Raw genomic sequence first — 21,611 nt, 5'->3', positions numbered from 1 at the left:
ATTTTTATAACGATATTTTTATTTTACGATATTGAAATATCAGGCCGATTTATTTCGGGATAACTCAATCATCTGATCAATCCATTCATCTATTTCACTCTCGACAAATGCTATTGCACGCTCACCAAGCTTTATAGGTTCAGGGAAACGATCTTGACTAATAAGTTTATAGATCCAAGCTTTGCAAAGACCCGTTCTTTTCAGCACTTCAGGTAAACGGATAAATCTTTTTCTTTCTGTCATACATTTCTCCATTGTTGTTTTGATGGAGGTAGTATCTTCAGATCGCTTATGACGATCAACTCTCAAAAAGCACGAATTGATCAAGATGTGAGGGATTTTTAGGCAGATTAGAGATGGGAGTAACGAAAGCCAGTTGCCGTAGGCTTTGAAGCATTTTTGCAAAAAGTGCTATTTTTTCACTCTATTTGAAGTTATTTAATATTTTGTTATTTATCATGCAGTTAATTTATTTGAGTTTAAATTCTGAACTATCTCTGTTATTCATCTTGCTTCAGGCTAAAAAATGTTTGGGTAGGTGTAAGATTTACCACTGAGCGTTAAATATGCTATTTCTGACCCTAATAGATTTTGATGCTTGTCGTGAGTTCAACTCCTCAGCATTAGCGTTATCGATGATTTTAACGCTGAAAGACGACACAACTTTACTCATGTTGTTTCTTTGGTCCCTTCATTGAACCCTCAATTAAATATAAAAACAAAATAATTATAAAAATCAATTTATTATACGTTTAATTACAGGGACCCCAGCCCGGTTATTACCAGATAAGTCCGGTGAAGTACGAAGAGCCCGCATCCCACCTAGGTTTGCGGGCTTTTTTGTGTCTGTAGTAGTCCAAGGATATCCACCTGAAGCCAGAGACAATTGGTATACAAATTGGTATACGCTAAGATAGATACCAATGGACGTATACCAATTAAGGGAAGAACCATACATGGCAAGGACAACGCGCCCCCTCACCCACACCGAAGTACAAAAAGCAAAAGCCACCGACAAAGACCTAACTCTCCATGATGGAGATGGCTTATTTTTGTTAGTCAAAACTACCGGCAAGAAAATCTGGCGTTTTCGCTATCAACTTCCCAACAGTAGTAAACGCACTATGGTAAGCCTCGGCGCGTACCCTGCACTCTCTTTGGCTGATGCCAGAGAGGCACGAACAGAGAAACTGGTAATGTTAGTGCGAGGGGTTGATCCGCAAGCAAGAACTGATGAGGAAGCCGAAAAACGCCAGGTAGCTGAAGAGAGTATTTTCGTAAACATCGCTCGCAAATGGTTCGCGTTGAAAGAAAGCCACATTAGTGCCGCCCATGCGAAAAATATTTGGCGTTCTATCGAAAAAGACATCTTACCCAGCATAGAGAATGTCCCCATCCAAGAACTCAAAGCACGCGCCCTGATTCAGGTATTAGAACCCATCAAAGCACGCGGAGCATTAGAGACGGTCAGGCGGTTGGTACAACGTATAAACGAGATAATGATCTATGTAGTCAACGTAGATTTGATTGATGCCAATCCATCCAGATACGATCCCAAACGGTAACCACGATCGGTGATAGTTTGTTTTAATGACGGAGTGGTCAATACTTCCAACTCAGTAAGTCGTGGATAGCAGTAACCGCTGGTCATCAGAGTTTTGTCGATAAAGGCCGGGTGGCACATCACCTCAATAGAATTAATATCATGCTGGTCGGCGTAGTCTAGCCCTTGTAAAAATGACTGTTCTGTCAGATCCTCGCCATAAAAACTGGCATCAAACCACTCGGTGCTACGGGGATTATTCAACACTATATTTTGCTGTTGCGCCTCGTGGCGATCAATACGTAATGGTAGTGATTTTTCGTGGGCAAAAGATTCAATCAACGGATAAATCTGAGGCAACATATGGACATGATGATGGCTATCAATATGAGTTGGTGCGCGGCCAAACACAGCGACGAATTTGTTAAATTGCGCAATCAGTTCTTGGGCAATTTCATCCAAATTTAACTCATCCGCTTCGGCTCGCGCCCAAAGCCATTTACCCAGTTCACCCTTGGCATCCACCAATGATGGCATCGGCGTTAAGGGCTGACCATAAGTCAGAACAAAGTGCATTCCTACTGGTAATGCAGGGTTTTGCTTGCTCAGTTCCGCCGCATGATAGATATCTGCACAATTCATCATTGCAGTGGTTGATGAAACTATGCCATGCCGAAATGCTTCAATGACTCCGTAATTTTGGCCTTTGCATAGACCAAAATCATCAGCATTAACAATAAGTAACTTTTCCATTGAGGGTGCCTTATCGGTCTATTCCGGGAGACAATATCAAACCGGAAACTAATCGGATAATCCATCTCTGACGCAGTTGAATTTCTTGCGGTAATTTCCCGGCGTAAAAGAGGTCAATTTCTTGAAGTTTTTGATAAATAACGTGGTATCACTGTATCCCGCTTCGAAAGCAATATCGGAAACAAAGTAATTCGTCATTTCGAGCTGGGTTTTGGCAAAGTTGATCCTGATTTCATTAATAATCTGCATTGGCGTTTTCTGATAATAACGCCGAGTGGCACGAGTCAGGTATTCTTGCGTTTTTCCCGACAGCGCGATCATATTTACCAACGCTTTTTCACCAAACATCGATTTATCATGCATTTTGTCGATACTGTTTTTTAACCACTGCGGTATATCATCGTTAGTTTCAGTCTCTTTATAATGGCTGATGCGGTTAGTCACATAGAATGTCAGCAGTTCGACCAGTTCTGTCAGCTCATCCTCCCTAAAATGTGGCGCAGAAATAGCTGATTCAATATAAGAAAGAAAATCACCTTTCAGGCGATAAGCCTGCGAAGCCACCATAGGCCGGGAGAGTAGATGGGAATAGTGCTCTTCAAAGAAAGATTTTCTGATCCCAACGTTTAATATTCGCGTGGCACCAAAATCATAAAAACTTTGATGATGAGAACCCATGGGGATAAAAACAAAATCGCCACGTTCTAAAAAAACGCGCTTACCATTAATCTCCTGATAACACATGCCGGTTAATATCAGGGTGTATTCATAATAATCGTGTTGGTGTAAGCCTGTCGCGCTCTCCGTTTTATTATAAATAAACAGATGGAATTCTTTTCCGTTAAAAAAGTCTTTTTCACGTACTAATCTGACTTCCATCTTATTTACCTTCACTCTCTTATTTTAAAAACCAACAGTCACTTGTATCGATTAGCTTATTTTTTGATGTAATTCAATTAGTTCTGAAATCAACTCTCGGGCTAACATCGCATTCATCAAATGATCCTGGGCATGTACTAATACCAGCGTGACTCGGGTTTTTCCCTCACCTTGATCGGCTTCAATAAGCTGAGTTTGTACCAGATGCGCTTCGTTCAATGCCTTGCGCGATTGTGCCATCAACTCTTCTGCTTGGGCAAAATCACCTGTTTTGGCCTGTTTCAATGCTTTATAGGCTAAACTCCGGGCTTGCCCTGCGTTGATAATCAACCCCATGACCACATCTTCCAGTTCATCGGTAGGTTGCACATCATCAACGATTTTATCTAAATCAAACATACTGTTGCTACTCCGTTAATTAAAGCCGTTTTGCCTGGCGACGTCCGCAAACCAATAACCACTTTTCTTTATGACCCGCGATTGATCTGTGATATTCAATCGCACTAATCCATAACGATTTTTATAAGCATTAAGCCAAGACCAGCAATCAATAAAAGTCCACAGATGATAGCCTTTACAATTACAGCCCTCTTGTAAGGCTCGATGTAACCATTTTAGATGCTCTCGAATGAACTCAATGCGATATTCATCTTCAACCCGGCCAGATGGGGTGATAAATTGCTCTTCGCCCTCAACCCCTATGCCATTCTCAGAGATATAGCAGGGAATATTGCCATAATTCTGTTTCAGGTCTGTCAGGATGTCATACAACCCTTTTTCATAAATTTCCCAGCCACGATGCGGATTAACTTTCCGCCCCGGCATCTCATAAAAGCTAAATAAATCTTCTGGCGTTTTTACCTGGCCCATAGGGGTTGGAATATCTTTCGCCTTGACTCTTCTTGGCTGGTAATAGTTAACGCCTAATAAATCCACAACGCCATTAGCAATAAGTTGGCAATCGCCGGGTTCGATATTGGGTAGCAAGTCATGCTCACGCAACAATGCAATCAGTTCGTCAGGGTAAGTACCTTTAGTGACGGGATCAAGAAAGCTACGATTAAGTAGCAGATCGGCACGATTAGCGGCTACGCTGTCTGGAATGCTATCAGAGCGAGGATAGGTTGGTGTGAGGTTCAAAATGATGCCAATATCACCTTCCTGCTTCAGTTCCCGATAGTTTTCAACGGCTTTGGCGTGAGCCAGAACACTATGGTAGGCCACAGTTACCGCGCGGTTAAAATCGACCACACAAGGATAATGTAAGTCGTTCAGATAGCCAGCTTCAACCGGTACCACTGGCTCGTTAAAGGTAAACCAGTGTTTTACCCGGTCACCAAACAAGGTAAAGCAGATTTTGGCATAGCGGGCATAAGCATCAACCACCGCACGACTTTCCCAGCCTCCTTTCTCTTGCATGCACAACGGCATATCAAAATGGTAGAGGTTGATAAACGGCGTGATGCCATTTGCCAATAAGCCATCAATAACCGCGTTATAAAAGGTGACGGCTTTAGGATTAAGTTCGCCGTCACCGGTTGGGATCAGTCTCGACCATGAAATCGATGTCCTGAAAGTGTTATGACCTAATGCTTTTAACAGCAAAATATCCTGCTGATAATTATCGTAAAAGGTGGAGGTGTTTTCCGGACCAATTTGGCCATGAAAACGTTCTGGTGCGATGTCATACCAATAATCAAAGATATTCTGGCTCTTGCCATCCCGCAATGACGCCCCTTCAGATTGGGTTGCAGAAGTAGCACTACCCCACCAGAAATTCTCGGGAAATTGATATTTCATTCCAGCCTCCAACCTCATACGTTAAATGGGTTTTACCCTTAGAATTTCAAGCTATCAGCTATTTCTTCTTCGCTTTGAACTTCACTGTCTATCGCGTTTTGTGCTTTATTGGCAATAATCACAAAGGGTAGGTAGATCATTGTGGCAATACCAAGGTTGAACAAACTTAATAGCATCGCCGCAATACTGCCGTTGGTGTTAAAGAAAGCCCCCAATCCGACAGGCATGGTCCAGGGTGCAATATTAGTGATTGGCGGAATAAAACCGGTGTAATACGCAATTGAAGTGATGATGGCTAATACCGGTTGAACCAGGATAAACGGAATAAAGAACAGCGGGTTCATAATAACTGGCAAGCCAAACAGAATCGGTTCGTTAATCTGGAAAATACTGGCTGGAGCGCCCAGTTTTGCCACCTGGCGATAATCTTCACGGCGAGAACCAATAAAGATAGCAATAACCAGCCCCAGTGTTGCCCCGGTTCCGCCGAGGAAGATATAGGAATCAACAAAAGGTTTGGCCCACATATGGAATTCTTTGCCAGCAGCCAAGGCCGCAGCAACCGAACCATATTGGGTATATGTCGCCACGTTTTCCAATGCAAATGGCATCATAATGCCACTTTCCAACGCAGATAATGCCATCGCACCGTGTATCCCGAAGAACCACAGTAGTGAAGAACACATCACATACACCCAACCAACGACACTGCCCATTTTAGACAGCGGAGCTGAAATGGTGTCCATAATGATCTGGTGGAAGTTGGTGCCATGCAATCCAAGGGCATAAGCAATCACACCCATGATGGAGAGAATGATAAAACCAGGAATTAGTGCAGAGAAAGAACGGGAGACTGAAGTCGGCACACTGTCTGGCAGGCGGATAACCCAGTTACGGCGCACGATGAAGGCGAAGAGCTCTGCTACTACCAAGCCGATAATGATACCGGATATAATATTTGCGCCACCTAGCCAGTTGGCACCTACCGCATAAGCATCGCCGACACTGTATGGGGTCACGGTCATAAAAGCAGCAATAGCCAGCAGCGCTGAAGCCAGTGGATCGACTCTTTTCTCTTCAGCCAGGGCCATACTGATAAAGAATGGCGTCATTAACGACATGATACCGAGAGTACCGTTGTAAACGTTGCCGCCTATCGCTTTAAAACCATTGAGCGTGGTGATGGTATCGGCGTCTAGCCGAACACCCATCGAGAAAAAGAATGACCCTTCGCCAAAACTCAAGAAAACGTTATTGATAAGTACAAACATAGCCCCCGTCAGGGTCAGCGGCATCAGCCGGATAAACCCATTCTTGATGGCATTAATATGTTGCTGTTTGCCAATTTTAATGGCGAAGGGCAATATAGCCCTTTCCAGAGAATTAATAAATGCGCTCACAGTGCTCCCCTTATTGTTTTGCTTTTTTTATTGCGGCAACAGCAGCTTTTAATACCCCTAAACCATCGACTTTGCCGTACAGAATAGAATCGATCACCTCTACGGGTTTGTTAGGGAACATTTTGGTGACTTCTGGCAACATATAAGCAATCTGCGGCCCTAATAGGATCACATCAGCTTCAGTACCATGCTGTGCGGCCAGTGCTTCCGGGTAAGCATTGATAATCACTGGCACTTCATACTTCTCTGCTTGTACTTTCATTTTGGAAACCAGTAACGAGGTAGACATACCGGCAGAACAAAATAGATAAATTTTTTTCTTTTCCATACCCAACACCTTTTGATGTTCAAAAGACACAAGTTATTCATATGCCAGTGCAATGGTGAATTCCCTTTATCTGTACTTTATCGTGCCCCTTGCCCAGCTCCATTGTTTCTGGTTGTCGGCAGTATACGGAGTTAACAGCCAGTCTAGTAATTCGAGCATACCTATAATCGTCTCTAATTGACTTTTCATATTGATAGCCTTCACATTTCTCAGCTATTACAATGTGATGGTTATCGCAAAATGATTATTTTTTTGCTCGGCGAATTAAGTTTAATTCATTTGTATTTCATGTGGTTAGTTTTTATTGTCTGATTTTTTAGCAACCAGGCACAACGATAAAATCCATTGAAACCAATAAAAGGATAAGTTAGAGAATCTTATTGATTTGATAATCGTTTCATCCAGACTTTCCCACTTTTTTCGTAGGTTCAGTGCAACAGCTTTATTCGTGAAGCGAAAAGTACAGCCGCCATTCCCTTCTCCATACAACCAATACACAGTCCTTTCGGGGCAAAAATAGCCGATTCCGACTTAATACTCTAAAGTTAACAGGTGCTTGCCTATTTATGGAGTGACTAATGACGTTATTGGAAAATAGAACATCGGCCCCTCGGCTGCGCTTTCAACTATTAAAATTACTCTTACTAAGTGTGTTTATCTCCGCATCGGCCATCGCCGCCCCAACCCCCACAGTGACGGTAACTGAGCTACAAGATGGGTTGGATCATCCCTGGTCACTGGCATTTTTGCCGAATAATGGAGGGATTTTAATTACCGAACGTTCCGGACAATTAAGGTTATGGCAACAAGGAAAACCGCTGTCAGAACCCTTACAAGGCGTACCTACGGTGTATGCCAAGGGGCAAGGCGGCTTATTGGAAGTCGCATTATCACCAAAATTTTCCCAAGACAGGCGCGTCTACCTCAGTTTTTCTGAAGAGGGAAAGGATGGAAAAGCCGGTACTGCGGTGGGTTATGGTCGCCTTAATCCGCAAGGCACCGCCATTGAGAACTTCACGGTTTTCTTCCGCCAACAGCCCAAATTATCAACTGGCAACCATTTTGGCGGCAAACTGGCCTTTGATGAACATGACCACATTTTTATCACCTTAGGCGAGAACAATCAGCGCCTAACCGCTCAGGATCTGAGCTTGCACCAGGGTAAAATTGTGCGTCTAACTCTTGATGGTAAGGTGCCGAAGGATAATCCCTTTGCCAATCAGTCACCGGCAAGACCCGAAATTTGGTCTTATGGGCATCGTAATCCGCAAGGGTTGGCGCTTAATCCATGGAGTGGCGTGATGTGGGCCAATGAGCATGGGCCGAAAGGCGGCGATGAAATAAACATCCCAATAGCGGGAAAAAACTACGGCTGGCCACTGGCAACACACGGGGTGAACTATTCTGGTTTACCGATCCCTGAGGCGAAAGGGACTCATGTAGATGGGACTGAACAGCCCGCGTATTACTGGGAAAAATCACCTGGTATCAGTGGAATGGCATTTTATAATGCCGACCGATTCCCTGCCTGGCAACATTCACTGTTTATTGGCGCATTGGCGCAAAAAGAGTTGATTCGTTTACAACTGGATGGCGATAAAGTTATTGCAGAGGAGCGCCTGCTAGGTGATCGCAGCGAAAGAATCCGCGATGTACGCATCGGGCCTGACGGCTATGTTTATCTGTTGACGGACGAGAGCGACGGTAAGCTACTCAAAGTTGGTCTTGCGACTAACAACTAGCTAGTGGTCACAAATTTCCGAAGAAAAAGCCGGATAATATTCCGGCTTTTTTATTATCACTGGCGAAACTTATCGTGGCAGATTAACGCGCCGAAGAAGCCTGCCATAAATTGAGCTGCCCATCGGTAACATGCTGATCAATTGCGCGTAACTCCTCGGCGCTAAAGTTCAGATTATTGAGAGCGGCACAGTTTTCCTCTAGTTGTTCTGGCCGGCTGGCACCAATCAAAACCGATGTAACGCGGCTATCTTTCAACAACCAGCTTAATGCCATTTGCGCCAAAGACTGCCCACGTTGTTCAGCTAATTCGTTCAACAATTTGATGCTGCGCAGATTGGCTTCTGACAACATAGTTTCTTTGAGCGAACCGCCAGCTTCTTTTTTCATGCGAGAATCATCAGGAATACCATTGAGATATTTCCCGGTCAGCAACCCTTGTGCCAAAGGTGTAAAAGCAATACAGCCGACACCTTGTTTATCCAAGGTATCTAGTAGGTTGGTCTGTTCAACCCAACGATTGAGAATGTTATAAGAAGGCTGGTGAATAAGCAGAGGAATTTTCCATTGCTGTAATAACTCCACCATTTTGGCTGTTCGTTCAGAGGAATAGGATGAAATCCCAACATATAGTGCTTTACCACTTTGCACTGCCTGAGCTAAAGCTGATGCAGTTTCTTCCATCGGTGTATTTTCATCAACACGATGCGAATAGAAGATATCCACATAATCCAGCCCCATACGTTTTAGGCTTTGATCCAGGCTGGCCAGCAGATATTTCCGCGAGCTGCCTGTGCCATAGGGGCCGGGCCACATGTTATAACCGGCTTTCGTTGAGATTATCAGTTCATCACGATAAGGCTTAAAATCATCTTGTAGCAACTTACCGAAGTTTTGTTCTGCCGATCCTGGCGGTGGGCCATAATTATTGGCTAGATCGAAATGGGTAATTCCCAGGTCAAAGGCTTTGCGCAATAGGGTACGTTGTGATTCTAATGTATTGTTAAAACTAAAATTATGCCAAAGTCCAAGTGACAATGCGGGAAGCTGTAAGCCGCTTTTTCCACAAAAACGATATTGCATTTGGTTGTATCGGGAAGGATCTGCGTTGTAAGGCATGATGGCTCTATCTCCGTTTATTGTATTTTTGAAACAGCATTCCTATTTTAACGCCATCCTCTGCCACTGCAAGTAAACCCCTCTGGTTGCAAAAATTCTTACTCTACATTTCTGATATCCGAATGCTCTCAAGGTTTATTTGTACTACAATTATTACCACTCTAGTGAATAACTATGGAGGGCTTTTTATGACTGCAATTGATGTAATGTGGGTTGGACTAGGTGGAGGGATCGGCTCACTATTACGATGGTGGATAGGACTCGGTGTCGGCAAGATATATAAAGGTAATTTTCCCCTCGGCACTTTTCTAATTAATATTTCGGGTGCATTTGTAATTGGTTATCTAAGCATTCTTTTTAGTGTCGACTGGCGCGATCGCTATGGCGATCTCATGAATGCTGCAGTGTTAACCGGTATTTTAGGCGGTTATACCACCTTCAGTAGCATGCAATTAGATGCGGCAAAACTGTCTACAACCCGGGGCAGAGCTATTGCTGCTGGATATCTGATTATTTCTGTATTAGTCGGTTTAGCTGCAGCCGCATTGGGGGCATGGCTGGCTTATTAAGCTGAGGGCCAACTTATTAATCTGAGAGCGTTGTTAATCGGAGATAATTGTTATGCCGAATCTTATTATTTTAGTTTTTATTGGTGGTGCTTTTGGGGCTATGTGTCGTGAATTTATTATGTTATCAGTACCACGACTAGCAGATGGATTCCCAATGGATATCTTTGTCGCTAATATCATCGCCGCATTTTTATTAGGGCTAGCTACCTCTTTCTTTAAAAACGGTAAAATTAACCAATATGTCCACCTGATGGTGGGTACCGGTATTATGGGCGGTCTTTCAACATTTTCTAGTTTCGTATTTGGTGCCGTCGAAATGATGAAAACCCCCGGTGAGGTTTTAGTCTCAATTTGTTATCTGGTTATCAGCCTGATTGTTGGTTTTATCGCTGTTGAATTGGGTTTAATGGTGGGGCCAAAAGAAAAACCTAAAGATCCACAAACTGCCACGCAATAAGAAAATACAGGGATATCTTAAGGCATAAAAACACCCTCGTCATGAGGGTGTGAGATTAATAGCAAAACTATTGATAACTCAGTGAGTGAAAGGGTTACCGCACCTCGGGGCACTCCGACGGCTTACGCCGTTACGACCCCAACGGCACGATTCCCCTTCATTTGACTTGATCAATAAATTTAATCTAATTTCTGGCAATTACCAAAGAACATTTCGGTAATAAGAGAATTATTAATCGTATCGCCATTTAAGGTTCTGACCAGCAGTTCGCTACCTAACAATGGCAATGAGAACACCATATCAGGGTTAACTCGTTTAACTTTTTGCATATTTTGCGTTTCATTAACCAGAGCTAATGTTTTCGTACCCTCACCGGCAATCTCTTTTGCTGCCAAAATGGTAAAGGTATTGTCGGCATCATTGTTGCACAATGCGATTATATATTTTGCCCTGGCGGCACCAGCCAATTTCAGTGTTTCGACCGAAGAAGGGTCGCCCTCAATAACATCTGCATGTGGAGGAAAACCGTGTTGGCTGCCAACTGCGCAAACCACAGTAACATCATCACCCCGGTCACGCAGACCGTTATAAACATTCAGCGCCAAAGAACTGGAACCGACAATAATAAAATGATTTTTACGTTCCACGTGAGAAATCCTGCCTTTAACAATGCGTTTAATATTATTACTGATTATCGGGCCGGCAATAGAAGCAATCGAAGTAGCAAAGACTGTAATGCCAGCAATAATCACCGTAAGAGTAAACATTCTCGCCACAGTGGTATGCGGAATAATATCCCCGAAGCCCACTGTCGACATACAAACAATCGCGAAGTAGAATGCTGTCGGTAAATCGGTCACCACCGGTGCGAACTCATCACCCATGTAAAGTGTGCCCAGCATGCTATAGACGATTAATGAACAAATACTGGCGATCGCAAAGAATGTTGCACTCCCAAGACTGTAATGATCAAACTCACGCCAATAAAATAGCAGTGCAACAAGGATAATAAGAGAATAAGTGGTCAGCTTATCTTGATCTTTCAGAATAAAGATATTGATAGCAACGAGTGTAAACAACAATAATACCGTAAGAAACCATGCAGTACGGATTTTCATCGCAACTGAAAATGCCATTAATATCAATAGCAGACCGATCATAAATCTTGGAATTTCAAATAATTCGAGAAAACTTAGCGCCTCCTTCCAAGTACTGAAATTGTTTATCGCATCGGTTGAATGAGATAGCGCCCGGAAAAGCACAGGGCTTAACACCAAATACCCATTAATGGCCACCAAAATAGCCAACAAAAGTGGTATTGATACCTTAGTTTTAATTTCCTGTAATATTTTCATCAATAGAGTGACTAAAATTGTTATAGGTGAATCAAGTATAGATAAAAAACGATAAAAATCATGGTCAAATATGATTATTTTTGACTAAAATCAAATGATAATTCGGTTATTACTATAAAGACAACATCACTCTGGTCATTTTACATATTGTAAAGTTATCCATACTCAATAATGAATAAAATAATAATCCTATAGTTGCATTAATATCATTTTGGTTAATAATATATAGGTTCACTGGCATATCGGAAATGCCAGCGTTCGTAGACTTGAGTGATATCTATCACCCTTAATTTAAGTGTCTTAAATATTTAATCATATTTAACAGATAAATAAGGAAATAAGCATGTCCTACAAATCACTTCGTAATATTGCATTGACTGGTTTATTACTTTCCGCTGCCGCAACAAGCTTTGCAGCAACCACTAGCGCAACGGCGACAACCCCGAGTGATATGACCTGCAAAGAGTTCCTGGATCTGAATCCGAAGTCATTTACTCCGGTTGTTTATTGGGTATTAAATGATGATACTCAATATAAGAAAGGTGATTATGTTGACTTGCACGAGACTGACACTATCGTCACGCCGAAAGTAGTCGAAGTCTGCAAGAAAGCACCTGAAAGCAAACTATCTGAAATTAAACAGGATATTTTAGGTTTTGCTAAAAAACATATGTAACGTGTAAATGTCTACCTTATGAAAAAGGCGCTTAATAAGCGCCTTTTTATTTTATTGAATAATAACTAACGGGTAATACTCAATTTATCATAGCCGCGAACATAATAATTAACCGCAGAAATTACCCAGCACAGTATAAACATACCAATAATCCAGTAACCTATCTCACCTAAGTTTTCACTGATATTATTTATTGGTGTCCAAATACCGCCAGTTAGATTAAGTTTATCCGCAATTAACCCTAATGCTTCAATCCCACCAATAAAGAATGCAATGATAACTGAAGCCGCAGTGATAGTAATGTTGTAATACAATTTCCGTACCGGTTTAGAAAAAGCCCAACCATAAGCACCAATCATAACAAAATTATCGAGTGAGTCGATCAAGGCCATCCCGGAAGCAAATAAAATAGGGAAGACCATAATTGACCATAAATTCATGCCATGAGTTGCACTGGCTGCTGAAATTCCTAACACCCCAATTTCAGTAGCGGTATCAAAACCCAAACCGAATAAAAAACCAACGGGGTACATATGCCAGCTTTTATTCACCATGTTAAACACACGTTTGAATATTCTGGCCAGAAAACCGCCATTATTGGTCACAAGTAGATCAAGTTCTTCGTCTTGGTAGACATGCCCTGCTTTGACCTGTTTAAACTTTTTATATACTGAAATCAGAATGGTTAAATTAAGAAAACCAAACAACAATAAAAACAGTGACGAAACCAGCGTACCAATTAAACCGCCGGTTTCATGGAACCACGCCATATTATTTTTAAATGCCATGGCGGTTGCTGCGATAGCTAGTGACGCTAATATGACAATGGTCGAATGACCAAGGGAGAAGAATGTCCCAACCGCAATCGGAGTCTTCCCCTGTTGCATTAATTTACGGGTTACATTATCAATAGCGGCAATATGATCAGCATCTACAGCATGACGCAAACCAAAGCTATAAGCCAGAAATGCCATCCCCATTAGCACCGCATTATCATTAAATTCGGTAAAAGCCCAACCCCATGCCAGCCCATTAATCACCAGTAAGCCAATCAATAAGTAAATGGCGCGACGTTTAGTTTGCTGGTTGCCAAATGCACTACGTTTCTCTATTCCAGTCGTCATATTCCTACTCCAGAATAAAATCGCTATTGTCTATGTGCTGGCATCACATCTTTATTAGGAACCAGGAATAACCATGACGCGAGAACAAATGGCATCGTCAAAGTTGGAATACCGATAGGCGACAATAGAATATTCAGAGCGCCCTGTACGATGACCGTAAAAATAACGCCGACGATGGTATAAGCCAAAACTCGCCAACTGGGTTTGTTAAATGTCGAACCTAAAGCGATCGCCGTCAGTACCGCACTGAAGGCATAAAGTCCGGCATCAATACTGCTCGGGTTTGCCCCAAGGAATATAGCGGTGAAAAGCGCCAATAGTGAACCACCCACGGCAAATACAGCGGCCCAGAGTGATTCAACCGCCAGACCGATAATAAAAAGAATGCCGCCAATCAAACTACTGAATAAAAATACCTGAGAAACCCCATTGAACATGCTGACGAAAAGATTACCACCCGCAGTTGCTCCACTATCTAAAACTAACGGATGAGGTAGTGCCGGGGTGGGTAATCCACTGCCATGTAAACCGGCAAAGGCGTAACTGGCCAGCAAGATCATCCAGGTGGTGAGAACAAAAGGTGCAGTTAATGCCGCAACTTTCCAGGTTTTTAAAATATCGGCGATACAAACCATCACAATGACCGACACGATGCTACCTAAAACAATGCATGCCCAGACTATCGGTGTGGCAACCAAAAATGTCGGTAATGCCGCCCCCACCAAACACCCGTTATAGCCGTATAACCCTGAGCGCCATGATTTACGATCGCGCATCGTTAGCCCGGTGAGTGTCGCCACTACCGTTCCCAACACACAACCATAAGCCACTGCCGGATTCCCTTCACCATAGGCTCCGACAAATATTGCGATAAAAAAGAATAGCCCAGTCAGAGGGTTATTCTGGAACATGACTTGAGCACAGCCGCGCAGCGTTGTATCGATAAATTCAATGAAAACATTCGAAGCACTGAGTTGTGCCCAGCCGGATTGATTGCCCGTTTTCGCGTTCATTATTTTACCCTTCTAACTTGAAGCCGCAGCTGTATTCGCTGCACTCACTTGCCGTTGCATCCATTTATTGTTGCAGCGATGTTTTGCTGCAACGCCAATGCCTTTGAGCAACACCTTAGCGCCACAAGAATTTTTCCGGCAATGTCACGCCGAGAATTTCCTCACGAGCTATTTTCCAAAATTGTCGAATTTCGTTCTTCACACCGGCGCTATCAATCCCCAATGCTTTAAACACTAGTCCGCAATCATTCGGTAAACGCGTTGCCCCACTGGCAATACCGCCTTTAATATCAAAATGGGCCGGTACCCGCGCCAGAATGCGGTCATGATGCTCTTTGGGGGTTAATAAGATCACATTGCCAAACGCATCAAATGATTGCATTACCCCAATGGCATCAAGACTTTCTGACTTCGGTTCCAATACATATTTCTCAACAAACAGCTCTTTACCCGCTAAGTTAAAAGCCGCCACTCGGGAGGAATAAACATCAAAACCAAAGCGTTCGTCCGCATGGTGATATTTCCGCCCAGACATCAGCACTTCCGAATAAATCGCCGTCGCCGTAGGATGAATATTAATGGTGGTATCAGTAATAAAACGCGAATTACGATGTGGAATAAGTGGGTCTGGCATAAATTCAAGATACCCCCCCTCTTCCACCGTAAAATTCTGTATCTGCGACGCATAGTTGGCATTCATCATATGAACTTTGGTTGCCGACTGCGTAGTGACATGAGCACAAGCCCCCGCCTCCACAATCACGTCAGTGGCCAGACGGTCACCTTGTAAAATACATCCTGAAGTCGAGATCATGGTGACACACGGCAGCTCGGGCATTTCTTCATCCCAGTACAGCGCTTTTTGCACCATTGAGGGCACCCGTCTTTCCATTTCGGCCAAAATACTGCGATGTTCACGTTTGGCAAATCTCAGTTTGAGATAGCCGCTTTTCCCTACCGCCCCGCTACGCATTTGCGCCGGTTCATCTTGATATTCCGCGAGTTCCGGCGCGTTGGTACCTAATGCGTGAGCGCGAACCCGTGAAGGAGTTTCCACGATATTCTGGCTCTGCGCTGTCATGCATGTTCTCCTTGTGGCTGCACATGGGTAAACAGGAAATCGCGCATAATCATATCCACCAACTCTTCAATGCCCTGCCCGGTTTTGCAGTTGGTCAGAATATAAGGGCGCTCGCCACGCACTACTTTGGTATCACTTTCCATCACATCCAGGCTGGCGCCGACATAAGGGGCGAGGTCAATTTTGTTGATGACAAGAATGTCCGCCTGAACCAAACCTGGGCCATTTTTACGCGGGATTTTTTCCCCTTCCGCCACATCGATGACATAGATATAGAAGTCGGCCAAAGCCGGGCTAAAGGTCAGTGTCAGGTTGTCGCCACCACTTTCAATCATGATGAGGTCGCTGTCAGGGAAGCGCTCTTCCATCTCTTCCACCGCAGCAATATTCATACTTGGGTCTTCACGCACCGCAGTATGCGGGCAAGCACCGGTTTCGACCCCGAGGATCTTCTCTTCATCCAGAATGCCTTTCAGGGTACGTTTCACCTGCTTGGCATCCTCGGTGGTGACGATGTCATTGGTAATGATCAGCGGCTTAATACCCCGTTTGATCAGAATAGGGGTGATCACTTCGATAATGGCGGTTTTACCTGAACCCACCGGGCCACCAATACCAATGCGGGTGATCTTTTTGCGTTTATCGGTTGAATGGCTATTCACGGGGTCATCCTCTCAATTTAATCTGTTTTTGGCTCTGTGCTCGGTCAGCAGAAAAAACCCAGCACTCAGAAGTCATTTTTATCAATCAGTTAGATAGTCGATCAGTTACTAAACAGGCGAACGTGCGCTTTCACATGCACCGCCGCCAAAACATCCACAATCGGGACATAAGAAGACATCCGGTCAATATCGCCAATTTCGGCGATATCGCAGAACTTCTCGATGTCGTGGTTTAATTCAAACAAGATATGCTGTGTGTCGAAATGGGTAACGCGCATCAAGCGCATGGCCGCACTTAATATCGTCATCGCCACACCATATTGGTGCATCACCACCACTTCGCGCTGCCCAATCCCCTGTGCGGCCATCACCACCGCCTGAGTGACCGGGTAAGTCCCTGCGGTATTGCCATTTTTTATCTGTTCCAGCCACCAGCTGATCAGCGGGTGCTCCACCACATGGATTGACATCTCCGCCAGTTTTTTCCCCATACGGGTTGCCATCAGGCGGCTTTCTTCATTGAGTTTGCGGTTATTCACCGCCCAATCAGCACGGATAATACCGTCACGATCGTCGGCCATCACGGCCCGATGGGCAGCAACCACCCCCATGCCATCACAACTGGCCGCTTGTTTTAGGGCGGTCAACACGAAGCCTTTTAACGTCGGTACGTCGCGTACCACGCCAGTTTGGATGGCGGACTCCACGCCATTGGAAAACGTGAAGGCCCCTACCGGCAGTACGGAATCACCAAATTGCATGATACGAATCAGATCTGATGCATTCATTGCGGTGCCTCCCTGCCAGAATCAGTGTTTATGGTCGTGGTCGTGATCGCCGTGGCTATGACTGTGACTGTGGTCGTGGTCATGGTCATGGCTATGTACATGCCCATCGCCATGGGAATGAATCGCGTGAACATGTAAGCCGGAGCCATGAGGTTCATCCAAAGGGCTGGCGACATGCACATGAGTATCGGTATCTTCAGCCCCACCAAATAGCAGGCGCGCTTCAGAATTACTGAGTAACGGCAGAATCTCCGCCCCTTTAACAAACCGGAAAGGTAAATGCTGGAAGCCGTGGGTTCTCATCACGGAATCCATCATGGTGGTGGCAACCGTCAGAGGCACATAGACCTCGTTATTTTTCGTAACCGCTTTCCAGTGCTGGTTACCCAGTGCATGCCCCAGCTCAAAGCAGGTTTTAATCAATTCATCCGGTGAGCGGCTTTTCAGTTCACTCAGGTCAATCACCATCACATCGCGCAAATTGATTTGCACTACCACCGCGACCTTGGTTTTTTCATCCCACGCCAGCACATCCCCATCAGCCAGAACGACGTGGCGGTCGAGCGAAATACCCAGATCTAACCCCTGCGTGCTGAGTTTACGGCAACGGCTTTTTTGCGCTTCCCGTTGATCCAAAACCAAGAGATCAAAAGTGGCGTCTTTGAGTTTCTCCTGCCAAACCGGATCTTTTTTCACATTGCCAAGAATGTGCTCGATCAAAATCATGTATTGACTCCTTGCCTGTATTTTTGGCAAAAGCCAGTTGCCCACAGTAATGAAATCCGTTTCTGTGCCACACATCCCGGCCATTGTTGGTCGCCCCAGCCAACAGCCAGATGACACTTACCATGAGCAAACTGAATGCTTAATAAACTGGATTTATGTCCAGATTTATCCGTTAACCAAAGCCTTTATTAACCAAAGCTCTTATTAACCAAAGAAATAACGTTGGTTCATCGACGCTGTATCAATAGGCTCACAGGTGGCATGTACGCCATTCACTTTCACCGCAAAGGTTTCAGGGTCCACTTCAATGTTTGGTGTTTGGTCATTACGCACCAGGTCATGTTTAGAGATGGTACGGCAGTTTTTAACCGCAATAACCTGACGATCCAACCCGGCTTTCTCTTTCACGCCATCATCCAGCGCGGCCTGAGAAACGAAGGTGACGCAGGTGTCTTGCATGGTTTTACCCATTGCGCCAAACATTGGACGGTAGAACACCGGTTGTGGGGTTGGTAATGAGGCGTTCGGATCACCCATTGCCGCCCAGTTGATCATGCCGCCTTTGATAACCATCTTAGGTTTTGCACCAAAGAAGCGCGGATCCCACAGCACCAGATCGGCCATTTTACCCACTTCAACTGAACCGATGACATGGCTGACACCCTGTGCAATCGCTGGGTTAATAGTGATTTTTGCCACATAGCGCAGGACGCGGAAGTTATCGTTACCCGGCGCATCTTCTGGCAATTTACCGCGCGATGCTTTCATTGCGTTAGCCGTTTGCATCACACGTAGCCAGTTTTCCCCCACACGCCCCATGGCTTGTGAGTCACTGGAGAACATGGAGATAACCCCCATATCGTGCAGAACGTTTTCTGCCGCGATGGTTTCCGGGCGCACACGGCTTTCGGCAAAGGAGACGTCAGCGGGCACATTCGGGTTGAGGTTATGACACACCATGATCATGTCGAACAGTTCGGCCTGACTGTTAACCCCATATGGCAGGGTTGGGTTAGTCGAACTTGGTAGTACGTTAGGCTGGCTGGCAACACGGATGATATCCGGCGCATGCCCCCCACCCGCACCCTCGGTGTGGAAGGTATGGATGGTGCGGCCTTCGAAGGCATCAATGGTGTCTTCTACATAGCCACATTCGTTCAAACTGTCGGTATGTACGGAAACCTGAATATCCATTTCATCCGCCATCCGTAATGAATGGCGCAGGGCATTAGCTGTCGCGCCCCAGTCTTCGTGAACTTTATAGCCGACAACACCGGCAATCGCCTGTTCTAACAACGGGCCACGGCCATAAGAGTTACCTTTACCCAGAATACCCACGTTAACTGGCAGGCCTTCAACTGAGCGTAGCATCTGGCGAATATTCCAAGGGCCAGGTGTTACTGTCGTCCCATTAGTCCCATCGGTTGGGCCAATCCCACCACCAAAGAAGGTTGCCACGCCATTAGAGAGCGCATGATAAGCCTGTTGTGGGGAGATTAAGTGAATATGGCTATCAATACCGGCGGCGGTCAGAATCAAATGCTCACCGGAAATAGCGTCGGTGCTTACGCCCACGACCATGCCGGGAGTCACGCCATCCATCACCCCTGGGTTACCACTTTTACCGATACCGGCAATTTTACCATCGCGGATACCGACGTCGGCTTTGATAACCCCTAAACGGGCATCAACAATAGTGACGTTGGTTATGACCAAATCCAGTACACCGTTATCGCGGGTCAGATGGTTATTCGCGCCCATCCCGTCACGCAATGACTTGCCCCCACCGTAAACCGACTCTTCACCATATCCACGCAGGTCTTTTTCGATTTCGATAAACAGATTGGTGTCACCCAAACGGATTTTATCGCCAGTCGTTGGGCCAAATAGACCCGCGTATTCTTGCCGAGAAATTTGAGGCATCTGTCGCTCCTTTCTTTTTCCGGTACGCGTAACCTTCATCTTTCAAGTTGCAGGTGTGTTAGCTACACTCGCTCACCCGAATCACTTACCTGTGTAAGCTCATCGGAACCTCTCGTTTGCCGCCGTCCTGAAACTTAAAATCTATTGGTTATAGCTAATTACACGTATGCGAATTTCGATGATTTTTAGTGAGATAAGGTGTCATTTAGACGATTTGAAACCACGCTCAGCCGCACGACGAATAGCCTCTAGCTTATCCGGACGTTCGCTATTGGGGACGACGCCTTCACCGGTCCAACCATCCACCAGGTTGTTAAACCCATACAGTGTTTGTTTGCCACCAAAAGGAATCAGCGGAACTTCGGTTTCATCACCGGGTTCAAAACGGATTGCGGTTGTTGAAGAGATATTCAGTCTTTTTCCGTAAGCCGCAGCACGGTCAAACTCCAGTGCCCGGTTAGCTTCAAAGAAGTGGAAATGTGAACCCACCTGAATTGGCCGGTCACCGGTATTGCGAACTTTCAATTTGGTAACAGGCTTATTTTCATTAAAGGTGATCGGTGTATCGGCTAAAATGCAACCACCGAGAGGGGTGTTTTGTTCTGAATAATCTGCACTTGATTGAGTGCCTCTATTTGTCTTTAAGCTATCTGTCTTTGCACTCGTTGTCTTTGTGCTATTTGTCTTTGTGCTCATGCTTTAATCCTCTGCAATGTTCAGATCAGGTTTTACTCGCATGCTGCCGTCACTTATTTAATAGGGTCGTGCACCGTGACCAAACGACTACCGTCAGTAAAAATTGCTTCGACCTGAACATTCGGAATCAGATCAGCCACCCCGTCCATCACATCATCTTTAGTGAGAACTTTACTGGCTTCTTTCATCACATCTTCTACGGATTTGCCATCTCTGGCCCCTTCCATGGCAGTCACTGTGATAATAGAAACGGCTTCCGGATAATTGAGTTTCAAGCCACGCGCTTTGCGTTTGAACGCCACATCAGACAGCGTGTAGATCATGAGCTTTTCAACTTCTCTTGGGGTGAGCTGCATAAGCCCTCCTGTATCTGGTTAAGAAAGTGAAAGTGAGAAAAACAACCTACTAGCCTTATAACTTGCCTTGCCTATAAAGGTTATCCCTTGTTATTGCTGATAAAAGTAGGTTTTGACGCCGGTTAAATAAGCATATTTCAGAATTGAAGCGCATCCTCCTGTATATCTTGTGAGATTCTTCGTTTGAATTCTGACTTTACATTTTAATTACCATCAATCTGCTGCCAGATATTTATCCTGTAACCTTTAATATCGCGAAACAGACTAAAAACGACGAGCATTATCTATTCCCATCACAGATATCTGCGACAGGGCATAAGGCATTATCCCGTTAATTTTATTTGTATGATGATTTTTTCGGATAGGTATTTTTTACCGCTTTTAGTTATCTCAAGCAACCAAGAAATAGTGTTTATTAATATTTTTTTACTAAAATAGAAAAGCATTACTGCACTTATCCACAGTAAAAAATATAGTGAAGAGCTAATTAATCGTTTGCGTTCTATAGCCAATGCCATAGCTACTGAATCCCTTTATTTAACACCTGACTTCAGTATGTTTTTTTGTAATAGAGATACCGTTAAATCAACCAATTGCTATAAAAAATCGTCTATGATCAATAT

At 44.5% G+C, this 21,611-nt stretch carries 22 protein-coding genes and 1 pseudogene; 5 read left to right on the top strand and 18 right to left on the bottom strand.

Annotation, left to right across the window (positions count from 1 at the left end; translation table 11 throughout):
- Nucleotides 1–39: 39 nt before the first annotated feature.
- Entirely contained in the window at nt 40–243 is a 204-nt protein-coding gene (locus HU019_RS18275) for a helix-turn-helix transcriptional regulator (protein WP_038822827.1), read from the bottom strand.
- A gap of 713 nt (nt 244–956) precedes the next feature.
- Here HU019_RS18275 and HU019_RS18270 point away from each other — a divergent pair.
- Nucleotides 957–1,544: pseudogene (locus HU019_RS18270) on the top strand (integrase arm-type DNA-binding domain-containing protein); the annotation flags it as partial.
- Here HU019_RS18270 and chbG read toward each other — a convergent pair.
- From chbG to HU019_RS18240, 6 genes are read right to left on the bottom strand one after another with little or no spacing between them, the layout of a single operon-like run.
- Nucleotides 1,505–2,296 (bottom strand): chitin disaccharide deacetylase, encoded by a 792-nt coding sequence (chbG, locus tag HU019_RS18265; RefSeq protein WP_174850111.1) that lies wholly within the window; start codon nt 2,294–2,296, stop codon nt 1,505–1,507. The pseudogene HU019_RS18270 and the gene chbG sit on opposite strands and share 40 nt — an antisense overlap.
- 48 nt (nt 2,297–2,344) lie before the next feature.
- Nucleotides 2,345–3,190, bottom strand: coding sequence for a transcriptional regulator ChbR (gene chbR, locus HU019_RS18260; protein ID WP_265101915.1), 846 nt, complete (start codon nt 3,188–3,190; stop codon nt 2,345–2,347).
- 36 nt (nt 3,191–3,226) lie between these two features.
- Complete coding sequence (gene chbA / locus HU019_RS18255; protein WP_020424125.1) at nt 3,227–3,574, bottom strand: PTS N,N'-diacetylchitobiose transporter subunit IIA; 348 nt, start codon at nt 3,572–3,574, stop codon at nt 3,227–3,229.
- Between the two features lie 15 nt (nt 3,575–3,589).
- Entirely contained in the window at nt 3,590–4,975 is a 1,386-nt protein-coding gene (locus HU019_RS18250; protein ID WP_174850109.1) for a glycoside hydrolase family 1 protein, read from the bottom strand.
- Between the two features lie 38 nt (nt 4,976–5,013).
- Entirely contained in the window at nt 5,014–6,375 is a 1,362-nt protein-coding gene (chbC, locus tag HU019_RS18245) for a PTS N,N'-diacetylchitobiose transporter subunit IIC (RefSeq protein ID WP_174850108.1), read from the bottom strand.
- 10 nt (nt 6,376–6,385) lie between these two features.
- Nucleotides 6,386–6,703 (bottom strand): PTS sugar transporter subunit IIB, encoded by a 318-nt coding sequence (locus HU019_RS18240; protein WP_050076468.1) that lies wholly within the window; start codon nt 6,701–6,703, stop codon nt 6,386–6,388.
- A 578-nt stretch (nt 6,704–7,281) separates the two neighbouring features.
- Here HU019_RS18240 and HU019_RS18235 point away from each other — a divergent pair.
- Nucleotides 7,282–8,445: a PQQ-dependent sugar dehydrogenase gene (locus tag HU019_RS18235; RefSeq protein ID WP_174850107.1), complete on the top strand. Its 1,164-nt coding sequence runs from the start codon at nt 7,282–7,284 to the stop codon at nt 8,443–8,445.
- 82 nt (nt 8,446–8,527) lie between these two features.
- Here HU019_RS18235 and mgrA read toward each other — a convergent pair whose 3' ends face one another.
- Nucleotides 8,528–9,562: an L-glyceraldehyde 3-phosphate reductase gene (gene mgrA / locus HU019_RS18230; protein WP_174850106.1), complete on the bottom strand. Its 1,035-nt coding sequence runs from the start codon at nt 9,560–9,562 to the stop codon at nt 8,528–8,530.
- Between the two features lie 188 nt (nt 9,563–9,750).
- Here mgrA and HU019_RS18225 point away from each other — a divergent pair, with 188 nt between their 5' ends.
- Together HU019_RS18225 and crcB are read left to right on the top strand one after the other, a co-directional pair.
- On the top strand, nt 9,751–10,131 hold the full coding sequence (locus HU019_RS18225) for a fluoride efflux transporter FluC (RefSeq protein WP_005164234.1): 381 nt from the start codon (nt 9,751–9,753) through the stop codon (nt 10,129–10,131).
- Between the two features lie 52 nt (nt 10,132–10,183).
- Nucleotides 10,184–10,588 carry a fluoride efflux transporter CrcB gene (crcB, locus tag HU019_RS18220; protein WP_174850105.1) on the top strand — a complete coding sequence of 135 codons (405 nt, stop codon included), beginning with the start codon at nt 10,184–10,186 and terminating at the stop codon, nt 10,586–10,588.
- 179 nt (nt 10,589–10,767) lie between these two features.
- Here crcB and kch read toward each other — a convergent pair whose 3' ends face one another.
- Nucleotides 10,768–11,943, bottom strand: a complete 1,176-nt coding sequence (gene kch / locus HU019_RS18215; protein WP_174850104.1) for a voltage-gated potassium channel protein — start codon at nt 11,941–11,943, stop codon at nt 10,768–10,770.
- A 343-nt stretch (nt 11,944–12,286) separates the two neighbouring features.
- On the opposite strand from kch, the gene hdeB reads away from it, so the two are divergent.
- Nucleotides 12,287–12,619 (top strand): acid-activated periplasmic chaperone HdeB, encoded by a 333-nt coding sequence (gene hdeB, locus HU019_RS18210; RefSeq protein WP_005164238.1) that lies wholly within the window; start codon nt 12,287–12,289, stop codon nt 12,617–12,619.
- A gap of 65 nt (nt 12,620–12,684) precedes the next feature.
- On the opposite strand, the gene HU019_RS18205 is transcribed toward hdeB, so the two are convergent.
- The 9 genes from HU019_RS18205 to HU019_RS18165 all read right to left on the bottom strand — a co-directional run bounded on the left by HU019_RS18205 (nt 12,685) and on the right by HU019_RS18165 (nt 20,988).
- Nucleotides 12,685–13,743, bottom strand: coding sequence for a HoxN/HupN/NixA family nickel/cobalt transporter (locus HU019_RS18205; RefSeq protein ID WP_174850118.1), 1,059 nt, complete (start codon nt 13,741–13,743; stop codon nt 12,685–12,687).
- Between the two features lie 23 nt (nt 13,744–13,766).
- Complete coding sequence (gene yut, locus HU019_RS18200) at nt 13,767–14,756, bottom strand: urea transporter (protein WP_174850117.1); 990 nt, start codon at nt 14,754–14,756, stop codon at nt 13,767–13,769.
- Between the two features lie 115 nt (nt 14,757–14,871).
- Entirely contained in the window at nt 14,872–15,837 is a 966-nt protein-coding gene (locus HU019_RS18195; protein ID WP_174850116.1) for an urease accessory protein UreD, read from the bottom strand.
- On the bottom strand, nt 15,834–16,499 hold the full coding sequence (gene ureG / locus HU019_RS18190; RefSeq protein ID WP_004390399.1) for an urease accessory protein UreG: 666 nt from the start codon (nt 16,497–16,499) through the stop codon (nt 15,834–15,836). The genes HU019_RS18195 and ureG overlap by 4 nt, the downstream gene beginning before the upstream one ends.
- Nucleotides 16,500–16,600: 101 nt before the next feature.
- Complete coding sequence (locus HU019_RS18185; protein ID WP_174850115.1) at nt 16,601–17,287, bottom strand: urease accessory protein UreF; 687 nt, start codon at nt 17,285–17,287, stop codon at nt 16,601–16,603.
- 21 nt (nt 17,288–17,308) lie between these two features.
- Nucleotides 17,309–18,013: an urease accessory protein UreE gene (gene ureE / locus HU019_RS18180; RefSeq protein WP_174850114.1), complete on the bottom strand. Its 705-nt coding sequence runs from the start codon at nt 18,011–18,013 to the stop codon at nt 17,309–17,311.
- A 204-nt stretch (nt 18,014–18,217) separates the two neighbouring features.
- A complete protein-coding gene (locus HU019_RS18175) occupies nt 18,218–19,936 on the bottom strand; it encodes an urease subunit alpha (protein WP_019082132.1) in 1,719 nt (572 codons plus the stop codon).
- A 201-nt stretch (nt 19,937–20,137) separates the two neighbouring features.
- Nucleotides 20,138–20,632: an urease subunit beta gene (locus HU019_RS18170; RefSeq protein ID WP_174850113.1), complete on the bottom strand. Its 495-nt coding sequence runs from the start codon at nt 20,630–20,632 to the stop codon at nt 20,138–20,140.
- A 53-nt stretch (nt 20,633–20,685) separates the two neighbouring features.
- Complete coding sequence (locus HU019_RS18165) at nt 20,686–20,988, bottom strand: urease subunit gamma (protein ID WP_002215288.1); 303 nt, start codon at nt 20,986–20,988, stop codon at nt 20,686–20,688.
- Between the last annotated feature and the right edge of the window lie 623 nt (nt 20,989–21,611).

The sequence above is a fragment of the Yersinia artesiana genome (assembly GCF_902726545.1).
In the GTDB taxonomy this organism is placed as follows: Bacteria; Pseudomonadota; Gammaproteobacteria; order Enterobacterales; family Enterobacteriaceae; genus Yersinia; species Yersinia artesiana.
The sequence above is the reverse complement of the archived record's forward strand: the minus strand, read 5'-3'. Positions and strand labels throughout refer to the sequence as shown.